The following is an 11,866-nucleotide window of genomic DNA, read 5'->3' as shown; positions in this document are numbered from 1 at the left end:
GAGCCCGGCGGCGATTTCGGCTCCTCCGGACCCGTCAGCAGCGCACCGCGCCGTCCGGTTGCCGCCGGCGGCGGTGGCCGCAACAGCGACATGGACGACGATATCCCGTTCTGAGGGCGATCGGACGATCAGGGGGCGCTGGCCGATTGGACAGCGCCTTCCACGTCGTGTCAGCAAACCTTACTAATCGACAGGAAGGGCTCGGGATTTCCGGGCCCACTTCATATTTGAGTTGAAGTCGGACGGCGCTGGCGCAAGCAGGCCGATGACATGCGCTCGCCGCGCGATTGACGAGAGTGTTCGCGGCGATTTCGGAAGGCCTGTTCCAGGCCCGTCCGAGACGCTCCCCGCAAGGCCGTAAGTTATTGGAAAAATAGACGGAAAAAGCGCTTCCCTGGAGCCTGCAAGGGTGGTTATCAGGGGCTCGATGCGCTATATGATTCCCAGATAAAACCTCACCGGATTTCCCCTTGGCTGACGACGACGACAAGCCCGGCGACCAGCCGGCGCAACCCTCGGATATTCGCCCCGTCTCCATCTTCGAGGAGATGAAGAAGTCCTATCTCGACTACGCCATGAGCGTGATCGTGGCGCGGGCGCTGCCTGATGCCCGCGACGGTCTGAAGCCGGTGCACCGCCGCATCCTGTTCTCGATGAACGAGCAGGGGCACACGCCCGACAAGAAGTACGTCAAGTCCGCCCGCGTGGTCGGTGACGTCATCGGTAAGTATCATCCGCATGGCGACCAGTCGATCTACGACGCCATGGTCCGGATGGCGCAGGACTTCTCCATGCGCGTGCCGCTGATCGACGGCCAGGGCAATTTCGGCTCGGTCGACGGCGATCCCCCGGCCGCCTATCGTTACACCGAAGCGCGCCTGACGAAGGCGGCGCTGGCGCTGCTGGCCGACATCGACAAGGATACCGTCGACTTCCAGCCGAACTACGACAACAACGAGACCGAACCATCGGTCTTGCCGGCCAAGTTCCCGAACCTGCTCGTCAACGGTGCGGGCGGCATCGCGGTCGGCATGGCGACCAACATCCCGCCGCACAATCTCGGCGAGGTCATCGACGCCTGCGTCGCGCTGATCGACAACCCCGCGCTCACCATCGACGAGCTCATCAACATCGTGCCGGGACCGGATTTCCCGACCGGCGGCGTCATCCTCGGACGGCAGGGCATCCGCTCGGCCTACCACCTCGGCCGTGGCTCGATCGTGATGCGCGGCAAGGTCGCGATCGAGACCATCCGCAAGGAGCGCGAGGCGATCATCATCACCGAGATTCCCTACCAGGTGAACAAGGCGACGATGGTCGAGCGCATCGCCGAGCTGGTCAAGGAAAAGAAGATCGAGGGCATCGGCGACCTGCGCGATGAATCCGATCGCGATGGCTACCGCGTCGTCATCGAGTTGAAGCGCGACGCCGTGCCGGATGTGGTGCTGAACCAGCTGTACAGATTCACGCCGCTGCAGACCAGCTTCGGCGTCAACATGGTGGCGCTGGACAGCGGCCGTCCGCGGATCATGCATCTGAAGGACCTGCTGGCCATCTTCGTCGACTTCCGCGAGCGGGTCGTCACGCGGCGCACCAAGTACCTGCTGGCCAAGGCGCGCGATCGCGCGCACATCCTCGTGGGTCTTGCAATCGCGGTCGCCAATATCGACGAGATGATCCGCGTGATCCGGACCTCGCCCGACCCGACCACCGCCCGCGACACCCTGATGTCGCGCGACTGGCCCGCACGGGACGTCGAGGACATGCTGACGCTGATCGATGATCCGCGCCATCGCATCAGCGCCGACGGCACGATCCGGCTGTCGATGGAGCAGGCGAGGGCCATCCTCGACCTGCGCCTGCAACGCCTCACCGCACTCGGCCGCGACGAGATCCGCGACGAGCTCGACAAGCTCGCGGGCGAGATCGCCGATTATCTCGACATCCTGCGCTCGCGCGACCGCGTGCTGGGCATCATCAAGACCGAGCTCGCCGAGGTGAAGGCCGAGTTCGCCACGCCGCGGCGCACCGTCATCATCGAGCAGGAGGGGGAGGTCGAGGACGAGGACCTGATCCAGCGCGAGGACATGGTCGTCACCGTCTCCCACGCCGGCTACGTCAAGCGCGTGCCGCTGTCGGCCTATCGGGCGCAGCGCCGCGGCGGCAAGGGCCGGGCCGGCATGCAGACCCGCGACGAGGATTTCGTTTCGCGCCTGTTCGTGGCTTCCACGCACACGCCGGTGCTGTTCTTCTCCTCGCGCGGCCAGGTCTACAAGGAAAAGGTCTGGCGCCTGCCCATGGCCGCGCCGAACGCGCGCGGCAAGGCGCTGATCAACATCCTGCCGCTGGAGCAGGGTGAGCGCATCACCACCATCATGCCGCTGCCGGAGGACGAATCGACCTGGGGCAACCTCGACGTGATGTTCGCCACCACGGGCGGCAACGTCCGGCGCAACAAGCTGTCCGACTTCGTCGACGTCCGCCGCTCCGGCATCATCGCGATGAAGCTCGACGACGGCGAAGCGATCGTCGACGTGCAGATCTGCACCGAGCGCGACGACGTGCTGCTGACCGCCGCCGGCGGCCAGTGCATCCGCTTCCCGGTCCCCGACGTGCGCGTGTTCACCGGTCGCACCTCGATGGGCGTGCGCGGTATCGCCCTTGGCGAGGGCGACAAGGTGATCTCGCTGGCGATCCTGCGCCATGTCGAGACCACCTCGGACGAGCGTTCGGCGTACTTGAAGATGCGCCGCGCGGTGGCCGGCGAGGCCGCCGCCGAAGAGACGGCCGTGGACGGCGAGGCCGAGGAGACCTCCGGCAGCTTCCAGCTCGCGCAGGAGCGTTACGCCGAGATGTCGGCGCAGGAGCAGGTCGTGCTCACCGTCTCCGTCAACGGCTTTGGAAAGCGGACCTTGTCTTACGAGTACCGCACCACGGGTCGCGGCGGCAAAGGCATCGTCGCGATGAGCGTCAACAACCGCAACGGCAATCTCGTGGCGTCCTTCCCGGTCGAGGAGGCTGATCAGATCATGCTGGTCACCGACAAGGGCCAGCTGATCCGCTGCCCGGTCGAAGGCATCCGCATCGCCGGCCGCTCGACCCAGGGCGTGATCGTGTTCGACACCGCCGAGGACGAGCATGTGGTGTCGGTCGAGCACATCACGGAAGAGGCGGAGAGCGGGAACGGGGCGAATGGGGAGTAAGGGTAGCCGCTCTTAGCCCGGATGGAGCGACGCGAAATCCGGGGCCGCTGCCCGTGAGAGAGTCCCGGATTGCGCTTCGCTCCATCCGGGCTACGCACTCCCGCTAGATCTCCAGCTCCGTGCCGAACTCCACCACCTGCCGGGTCGGCACGCCGAAGAACGCAGCCGAGCGTTCGGCGTTGCGCTGGAGGAAGGCGAACACGCCTTCGCGCCAGACCCACATGCCCGGAATGTTCTCGCTGGGGATGATGGTCTCGCGTCCCACGTAATAAGTGATGTCGGAGAGATCGACGCCGGGCAGCTTGCTCTGGCGGCAGACGAGCTTCAGTCCCTCATAGATCGTCGGGTTCTGCATGAACCCGTAATGCAGGATCACGCGGGTGATGCCGGGAATGATCTCGATCACCTCGGCGCGTTCCTCGTCGGCGATGTGCGGGGATTCCTCGATCAGCACGGTGACCAGCAGCACGCGTTCGTGCAGCACGCGGTTGTGCTTGACGAACTGGGTGAGCGCGAGCGGCACGCCGCGCGGTGCGGATGCCAGGAATACGGCGGTCCCGGGCAGCCTTGCGTGGCACTTGTTGACCGCGGTCTCGATCAGGTCCTCCTCCGGCTGGCGCAGCTTCGCGCGCGCGACCTCGACCAGCTTGACGCCGGAGCGCCAAGTCAGCATCAGGAAGGCGACGAGGCCGGCGAGCAGCAGCGGAAACCAGCCGCCCTCGAACAGCTTGACCGAGTTGGCCGAGAAGAAGATCACGTCGATGACGAAGAAGGCCCCGTTCACGGTCACCACCAGCCAGGGCGAATAGCCCCACTGGATCGCGACCAGCGCGGCGAGCAGCGTCGTGATCGCCATCAGCAGCGACACCGCGATGCCATAGGCGCCGGCAAGCGCGTCCGACGTGCCGAAACTCAGGACCGCCCCCAGCGTGGCGGCGGCGAGCAGCCAGTTCACCAGGGGCACGTAGATCTGCCCGATTGCATTGCTCGTGTGGCGGATCTGCATACGCGGCAGGAAGCCGAGCTGGATCGACTGCTGGGTCAGCGAGAACACGCCGGAGATGATCGCCTGCGAAGCGATCACGGTGGCGAACGCCGAGAACGCGACGAGCGGATAGTGCAGGGCGTCGGGGCAGAGCTGGAAGAACGGATTCTCGATCATCGCGGGATCGGTGATCAGCAGCGCGGCCTGGCCGAAATAGTTCAGCACCAGCGCCGGCAGGCAGATAGCGAACCAGGCGAGGCGGATCGGGAAGCGACCGAAATGCCCCATGTCGGCATACATGGCCTCGCCGCCGGTCACAGCGAGAAAGGCCGCCCCGAGAATTCCGAACGAGATGTGAAAATCCTGGTGGATCAGGAATTCGAAGGCATAGAGCGGGCTGAGCGCCGCCAGCACCGCCGGCGCCTTGACGATGCCGTGGATGCCGAGCGCGGCGAGCACGACGAACCAGGCCAGCATCACCGGTCCGAAGATGCGGCCGATGAAGCCGGTGCCCTGCTTCTGCATCATGAACAGGCCGATCAGGATGGCGACGGTCACGGGCACCACGACGGGCGCGAGTGAGGGGGCATCGACCTTGAGGCCCTCGATGGCTGAGAGCACCGAGATTGCCGGCGTGATCGCGCCGTCACCATAGAGCAGGGCGGCGCCGACGAGGCCGACCACCAGGAGATGGGCGCGCCATGTGCCGGGCTGGGCATGGCGGGCGTGGAGCAGGGCGAGCAGCGCGACGATGCCGCCTTCGCCGCGATTGTCCGCGCGCAGGATCAACAGCGCATATTTCAGCGAGATGATCAGCAGGAGGGCCCAGAGGATCAGCGAGACCACCCCCAGGACAGCTTCGGGCGCGATCGTCGCGCCGTGGGCGGCCGCCTTGGCGGCTTCCTTCAGGGCGTAGAGGGGGCTGGTGCCGATATCGCCGTAGACGACGCCGAGGGCGCCCATGGTCATGGCAAGCGGCAGTGGATCAGGATGGTGGCCGGAAGCGACAGCGGGCGTACTGGACAATGACAACCCCCCGATGGGATCGCGCCCGACGGGCCATTCCGCCGGGCGCGAGCAACGCAGTCTGCGACGAGACGTCGCAAAACTCCATCGGGATTATGTGACGTGAAGCTGACAGGGCAGCCTAGGGGGTGCGGTTCGCGGTCACGAGGCGCGCCTCGCGGACGTTCGCCTTGGTGCCGGCCTTGCGCAGGCACGAGGCCTCGAAATTCGGCCAGGCCTGCTGCGAGCAGTCCTTGCCGATGGCGCGGATGTCGAGCCGGTCGCTCTTGGCCAGCGGCTGCGGCACGCTGGCCTCGACGCTCGGAGCAAAGCCGGGCAGGAGGGTAAGGGCGGCGGCGACACACGCAGACAGAGCGATCGCTGAGAGAGCCTTGATCATTTGACAGTCCCCTGTGATGCGGCCGCCTACGCCCAGTGTGCGGCCCGTCATTCGTTGACCGGATTAGTAACCATGGCCAGTTTCCGGACGTCTTCGCCGGCACGGGAAATGGTTTCGTGTTCGCGCCCCTTTGTTTCGTGGCCGCTTGAGGGACGAAACAAACCGGCCATTTCCGGCATCGTCGGCGGGATATTTCGGTGGGATTGGCCGGGGAACCGGGCCGGCTTGCCGGGCCGGGCCGGGCGCGGTAGGAGGGGGCTATGCCGCGCATTGCCTTCTATCCCGGTTCCTTCGACCCCATCACCAACGGCCATCTGGACGTGGTCCGGCACAGCGTTTCGCTGTGCGACCGGCTCGTGGTCGCGATCGGGGTCCATCCCGGCAAGAAGCCGCTGTTCTCGACCGAGGAGCGGCTGAAGATGCTCCATGACGTCTGCGGGCCGCTGGCGGCCCAGGCCGGCTGCGTGCTCGAGGCCGTGACCTTTGACGATCTGTCGGTGACCGCGGCACGCAAGCACGGTGCGACGATCATGATTCGGGGCCTGCGTGACGGCACCGACCTCGATTACGAGATGCAGCTCGCCGGCATGAACGAGGCGATGGCGCCGGAAGTGCATACGGTCTTCCTGCCGGCCTCTCCGATGGTTCGCCCGATCACCGCCACTTTGGTGCGCCAGATCGCCGGCATGGGCGGGGACGTCTCGACCTTCGTCCCGCCGCAGGTTGCGGCGCAGCTCAAGGCAAAATTCGCCGTATAACGGCGCGCTTCCTCTCTCTCTGATCCGGAGTTGTCATGATCCGAATTCTCGCAGTTCTTGCCGCGCTTCTGTTCGCGGTGCCGGCGGTGGCGCAGCAATTGCCGGCGGGCCTCGACAAGGCCAACGCCATCGTCATCGACAGCACCAAGGGCCGTATCGTCATCAAGCTTCGCACCGATATCGCGCCCCAGCACGCCGAGCGGATCAAGCAGCTCGCGCGCGAGGGCTATTACAACAACGTGCCGTTCCATCGCGTCATGGACGGCTTCATGGCGCAGACAGGCGATGGTGAGAAGTTCAACGGCACCGGCGGCTCGAAATATCCGAACCTGAAGCAGGAATTCTCCAAGGTGCACTTTGCGCGCGGCATCGTCGGCATGGCCCGGCGCGGTGACAGCGTCGACAGCGCCAACTCGCAATTCTTCATCATGTTCGCCGACGGCGGCAGCCTCGATAACCAGTACACCGTGATCGGTGAGGTCGTGCAGGGCATGGACGTCGTCGACAAGCTGAAGAAGGCACCTCCCGGCTCTGCCGGCGGCGCCGTGACCGATCCCGACAAGATGGTGAAGGTGCAGGTCGCCTCCGACATCAAATAGGAGACGGCGATGGCGCGCTGTGGCGACAAGCTCCTGCTGGTTGCCGCGGTGCTGCTGCTGGGCACCTCGGGCGCTGCCTCTCAAGATGGGCAGGTCAACACCATCCAGGACATCTTCCGGCACCTGCGTACCTGCTGGAGGCCGCCATCGCCGGCCAAGGCGCGCCCCCTCGACATCACGGTGGTCGTGAGCTTTAACCGGGCCGGAAACATTCTAGGCCATCCGAGGATTACCTATGAATCCGCGGAGGCCTCCGACAATGACCGGCTGCAATACCGGATCGCGGTGATGGAGGCGTTGCAACGCTGCACGCCGGTGCCATTTACCGATGCAATGGCCGGCGCCGCCGCGGGGCGACCATTCGCGATCCAGTTCCGCAACCGCAAAACATCGCCTGACAAGACTTCACCCCCAACGCAAGAGAGACGAGCATGAGCGTCACCGAAAACACCCTGATCCTCGAGACCACACAGGGCCCCGTCACCATCGAGATGCGCCCCGACCTCGCGCCCGGGCATGTCACGCGCATCAAGGAGCTCGTGCGCGAGGGCTTCTATGACGGCATCGTGTTCCACCGCGTGATCGACGGCTTCATGGCGCAGACCGGCTGCCCGCAGGGCACCGGCACCGGCGGCTCCGGCAAGAAGCTGAAAGCCGAGTTCAACAAGGAGCCGCATGTGCGCGGCACCACCTCGATGGCGCGCGCCGCCAACCCCGATTCCGGCGACAGCCAGTTCTTCATCTGCTTCGACGACGCCCGCTTCCTCGACAACCAGTACACGGTGTGGGGCAAGGTCACCGAGGGCATGGAGAACGTCGACAAGATCAAGCGCGGCGAGCCGGTGCAGAACCCCGACAAGATCGTCAAGGCGCGGATGGCCGCGGACGCTGAGTAACACCTGCGCGTCGTGCCCCCGCTTCGGCGGGGGCGCGCCTAGGTATCAATCGTGCGCACCGATCTGTTCGATTTCGACCTGCCTGCCGAGCGTATCGCACTGCGCCCGGCGAGCCCGCGTGACTCCGCGAGGATGCTGGTCGTGGAGAACGGTGCGCTGCGCGACCAGACCATCGCCGACCTGCCGCAATGGCTGAAGGCGGGCGACCAGCTCGTCGTCAACGACACCAAGGTGATCGCAGCGCAGCTCAGCGGCCGCCGCATCGGCCGCGAGACCGAGCCGAGGATCGAGGCGACGCTGATCAAGCGTCTCGACGGCTCGCGCTGGCAGGCGCTGGTGAAGCCCGCGAAGAAGCTTGTCGCCGGCGACCGCATCCGCTTCGGCAATGAAGGCAAGGTCTGCCTGCTCGGCCATCTCGACGCCGAGGTCGAGGCCAAGGGCACCGAGGGCGAGGTGACGCTGTCGTTCTCGTTCCACGGCCCGGCGCTGGATCAGGCCATCGCCGATCTCGGCAGCCCGCCACTGCCGCCCTACATCGCCTCCAAGCGCACGCCCGACGATCAGGATCTCGCCGACTATCAGACCATGTTTGCTGCGAACGAAGGCGCGGTCGCAGCGCCCACCGCGGGACTGCATTTCACCCCGGAGCTGGAGCGGGCGCTACGCGCGCGCGGCGTCGGGGTCAACCGCATCACGCTGCATGTCGGGGCAGGGACGTTCCTGCCGGTGAAGGTGGACGATACCGAAGGCCACAAGATGCATGCCGAGTGGGGCACGATCTCGGCCGAGACGGCGGAGCGCCTCAACAGCGCGCGAAAGAACGGCGGTCGCATCATCGCCGTCGGCACGACGTCGTTGCGACTGCTTGAGAGCGCAGCCAGCGAAGACGGCACGATCCAGCCCTTCGCGGCGGAGACGGCGATCTTCATCACGCCGGGCTATCGCTTCAGGGCGGTGGATATCTTGATGACGAACTTCCACCTGCCGAAGTCAACGCTGTTCATGCTGGTGTCGGCGTTCTCCGGGCTGGATACGATGAAGGCGGCATATGCGCACGCGATCGCGAATGGCTACCGGTTCTATTCGTACGGCGATGCGTGCTTGTTGTTTCGGGTGAACGACTAGCGCCGGCGCTGTAGGGTGGGCAAAGCGAAGCGTGCCCACGTCTGTCTTGAATCTGGAGAAGAATGGTGGGCACGGCGCTCGCGCGCCGTTGCCCACCCTACGGCATCTTTCGCTACGCCATCACACGCTGCGGCAGCAGCTCCGCGATCTGCACCGCATTGAGCGCCGCGCCCTTGAGCAGCTGGTCCGCCGCCACGAACATCGAGATCGAATGCCCTGAGGGATCGCTGAGGTCCTTGCGGATGCGGCCGACCAGGACGTCGTCCTGGCCCGAGGCGTCGATCGGCATCGGGAAGTAGTTCTTCATGCGGTCGTCGACGACCTTCACGCCGGGGGCCTGCGCCATGATGGCGCGGACCTGGTCCTCGCTGATCGGCTTCTCGCATTCGAAGGTGATGGCCTCGCAATGGGCGCGCAGGACCGGCACGCGCACGCAGGTGACGCCGATGGCGATCTTCTCGTCCTCGAAGATCTTGCGGGTCTCCTTGATGACCTTGGTCTCTTCGTCGTTGTAGCCGGTCTCAGGATCGACCGCCGTGTTGTGGTTGAAGAGGTTGAAGGCGTAGGGGTGCGGCATCACCTTCGGGGTGTAGACCTGTCCGTTGAGATTGGCACGGGTGGATTCGACGAGCTCCTCCATCGCCGCTGCCCCGGCGCCGCTGGCCGCCTGATAGGTCGAGATGATCACGCGCTTGATGCGGTTCTTCTGATGGATCGGCCACAGCGGGACCAGCGCGGTGATCGCGGCGCAGTTCGGATTGGCGATGATGCCCTTGTGATCCCTGATCCGGGTCGCATTGATCTCGGGAATCACCAGCGGCACGTTCGGGTCCATGCGGAAGGCGGAGGAATTGTCGACCACGACAGCGCCGGCCTTGACCGCGATCGGCGCGAACTTCTTGGAGATGCTGCCGCCGGCGGAGAACAGGGCGATATCAACACCGTCGAAAGACCGCTCGGTCAGTTCCTCGATCACGACTGACTGGCCGCGGAACGATACCGTCTTGCCGGCCGAGCGGGCGCTGGCGAGCGCCTTCAGCTTACTGACGCGAAAGCCGCGCTTGTCCATGGTGGCGATGAATTCGGCGCCCACCGCACCGGTGACGCCGACAATCGCGACGACGGGATCGTTACTCACTTTGTCCTCCATTGAATTGAAAATTTGGGCAACAAAAAAGCCCCGGACCATCGATGGCGGGGCTTCGGTAGAGTGGATTGCGTTCTAGTCGACGACTACGCGCGCACGCCTCCCCGGGCCCCTGAGGCCGTGGTGGTTTTGGTCGTGCGTTTGGTGGTCGTGAACATGGCGGCGACTTATGCGGGAGAGTCTTGCGGTCGTCAATGGCCTTTCGCCCCCGGTCGACGCCGGGGGAGTGCCGCTATTTGGCAGTCGCTATTTGGCCCGCGCCCCCGGCGGCTCCAGGATGACCTCCTTGAGGTCGTCGCCGCTGATCACGACGATCGCAAAATTGAGCCGGCCACGTTCTCGCACCAGCCCGCCGCTGATCGCCTTGCCCGAGGCCGCGCGTTCAGCGACCTGCACGGCATCGGCGAGGCGGTGCCTGATCGCACCGAGTGCTGCGAGGTTGTCGCGGTCCTCGTGGTCGAGCTCGGCGAGGGGCAGGGCGGCTTCCCCACCGACCAGCTCGCCGGTCGAAGCATTGATGGTGTGGCGCCAGATCCGGTCGTTGTGCAGGGTCTTCACCCGATACACCGGTACGCCGGAGGCGCCGTCGAAGCTCACATCCGCCGTGGTGGCGCCGGCGTGGCGGCGTTCCGCAATCGCCATGGCCTGGCCGATCGAGATGGTCGAGCTGCGGAATCGTTCGATTTCGCGGCTGACGGCCTGGCGGTCGGCTTCGGGATCGCCATCTATGTCGCTGTGAAGAGAAGTGGGCGTGCCCGAGCTCACGATCGCCCGCGCGGGCGCGGCGAGGAGCAGCGCGGGCAAGGCGATCGCCAGCAGTCCTGAGGTCCATCGTTTGGCTGTCGTCATGTTCGAAACCCTCGGCCAGCGAGTGTGCCGGATGGTCGTAAAGAATTCGCGGCCGGCCTTGGGCATCGGCCGGCCGCGGAGCGCCGCACCGGGCTGTACCCGGCACGGCGATCTCAACGGTACGGGCCACCTTTGGGGCTGGTGAAAAAGCAGTCCGTATCGCTTGTAACTAAACCATACCGTATCGTTTTATTTTGGTCAATCAAGCCGATCGCGTCTCCCGCGGGGAAAGCGCTCATCTCACGGAATTGTCAGCGGGCGGGACGGCGGCGTTGCGTGCCCTTGGCGTCCTGGTGCGTGCCCTTGGCGTCCTGGAGGCGGCTGGCAGGTCCCAGCGCGCCGGCCAGGAACAGCTTGATCGCTATGCGCATGCGCTTTTCGGCGGCCTTCATCTCGAGCGCCGTTCCGAAGGTCGCCAGGCGGTGGCTGTGACCGACGACCACGTCGAGAAACACCTCGGCCGCAATGGTGGTGTCCTCGACGTCGAGCGCGCCTTGCGCCGCCAGATGGTCGAAGAAGCGTGCCGTGGTGGCAACGGCCTTGAGCCAACCTTCTTCCTTGCCGAGCTTGGCGATGTCGGGGAAATTGATGGCCTGCGACGTCATCATGCGGCTGAAGGCGACGGCATCGGGACCGCAGGTGAATGTCAGCATCTCGCGTCCGATCTCGACCAGCCGTTGCTCGACCGAGATGTCCGCAAGGCTGCTGAGCTGGGTCTCCGCCGCGGCGGACAGTGGTGCAAGCCAGCGCGCGATCTCGCGCCTCAGCACGGCGGCAAACAGGCCGCGCTTGTCGCCGTAGCGGGAATAGACGGTCGGTTTGCTGACCCGGGCCGCTTCCGCGACCGCGTCGAGCGAGGTCGCGTCGAAGCCGCGGTCCAGGAACAGGCGGGTGGCGAC

Annotated in this window: 11 protein-coding genes and 1 pseudogene; 7 read left to right on the top strand and 5 right to left on the bottom strand. The window is 65.5% G+C overall.

The window, feature by feature from the left end:
- Positions 1-114: pseudogene (locus MOV75_RS12245) on the top strand (single-stranded DNA-binding protein); the annotation flags it as partial.
- 356 nt (positions 115-470) lie between these two features.
- On the top strand, positions 471-3,203 hold the full coding sequence (gyrA, locus tag MOV75_RS12240) for a DNA gyrase subunit A (RefSeq protein WP_246925325.1): 2,733 nt from the start codon (positions 471-473) through the stop codon (positions 3,201-3,203).
- Positions 3,204-3,306: 103 nt separating this feature from the next.
- Here the strand turns inward: gyrA and MOV75_RS12235 are convergent, their stop codons facing one another.
- The gene (locus MOV75_RS12235) at positions 3,307-5,157 is read right to left on the bottom strand and encodes a potassium transporter Kup (protein ID WP_246925331.1); all 1,851 of its coding nucleotides are present in this window, start codon (positions 5,155-5,157) and stop codon (positions 3,307-3,309) included.
- Between the two features lie 178 nt (positions 5,158-5,335).
- Positions 5,336-5,593 (bottom strand): hypothetical protein, encoded by a 258-nt coding sequence (locus tag MOV75_RS12230; protein WP_018317917.1) that lies wholly within the window; start codon positions 5,591-5,593, stop codon positions 5,336-5,338.
- Between the two features lie 260 nt (positions 5,594-5,853).
- Between MOV75_RS12230 and coaD the strand changes: the two genes are divergently transcribed.
- From coaD to queA, 5 genes are read left to right on the top strand one after another with little or no spacing between them, the layout of a single operon-like run.
- On the top strand, positions 5,854-6,351 hold the full coding sequence (gene coaD / locus MOV75_RS12225) for a pantetheine-phosphate adenylyltransferase (protein ID WP_246925321.1): 498 nt from the start codon (positions 5,854-5,856) through the stop codon (positions 6,349-6,351).
- Between the two features lie 35 nt (positions 6,352-6,386).
- Entirely contained in the window at positions 6,387-6,950 is a 564-nt protein-coding gene (locus tag MOV75_RS12220; protein WP_246925318.1) for a peptidylprolyl isomerase, read from the top strand.
- Between the two features lie 9 nt (positions 6,951-6,959).
- Positions 6,960-7,385, top strand: a complete 426-nt coding sequence (locus tag MOV75_RS12215) for a hypothetical protein (protein ID WP_246925315.1) — start codon at positions 6,960-6,962, stop codon at positions 7,383-7,385.
- Positions 7,382-7,846, top strand: a complete 465-nt coding sequence (locus tag MOV75_RS12210; RefSeq protein WP_246925310.1) for a peptidylprolyl isomerase — start codon at positions 7,382-7,384, stop codon at positions 7,844-7,846. The genes MOV75_RS12215 and MOV75_RS12210 overlap by 4 nt, the downstream gene beginning before the upstream one ends.
- 51 nt (positions 7,847-7,897) lie before the next feature.
- Positions 7,898-8,971, top strand: coding sequence for a tRNA preQ1(34) S-adenosylmethionine ribosyltransferase-isomerase QueA (queA, locus tag MOV75_RS12205; RefSeq protein ID WP_246925307.1), 1,074 nt, complete (start codon positions 7,898-7,900; stop codon positions 8,969-8,971).
- A 112-nt stretch (positions 8,972-9,083) separates the two neighbouring features.
- Here queA and MOV75_RS12200 read toward each other — a convergent pair whose 3' ends face one another.
- The 3 genes from MOV75_RS12200 to MOV75_RS12190 all read right to left on the bottom strand — a co-directional run.
- Positions 9,084-10,121 carry an aspartate-semialdehyde dehydrogenase gene (locus MOV75_RS12200; RefSeq protein ID WP_246925303.1) on the bottom strand — a complete coding sequence of 346 codons (1,038 nt, stop codon included), beginning with the start codon at positions 10,119-10,121 and terminating at the stop codon, positions 9,084-9,086.
- 243 nt (positions 10,122-10,364) lie between these two features.
- Positions 10,365-10,967 (bottom strand): PepSY domain-containing protein, encoded by a 603-nt coding sequence (locus tag MOV75_RS12195; RefSeq protein ID WP_246925328.1) that lies wholly within the window; start codon positions 10,965-10,967, stop codon positions 10,365-10,367.
- 251 nt (positions 10,968-11,218) lie between these two features.
- The coding region (locus MOV75_RS12190) for a TetR/AcrR family transcriptional regulator (RefSeq protein ID WP_247005815.1) at positions 11,219-11,866 on the bottom strand (648 nt) is incomplete at its 5' end.

The organism is Bradyrhizobium sp. PRIMUS42 (assembly GCF_023006515.1).
In the GTDB taxonomy this organism is placed as follows: Bacteria; Pseudomonadota; Alphaproteobacteria; order Rhizobiales; family Xanthobacteraceae; genus Bradyrhizobium.
Note: the sequence above shows the minus strand (reverse complement) of the source record. Positions and strands in the feature narration are given on the sequence as shown.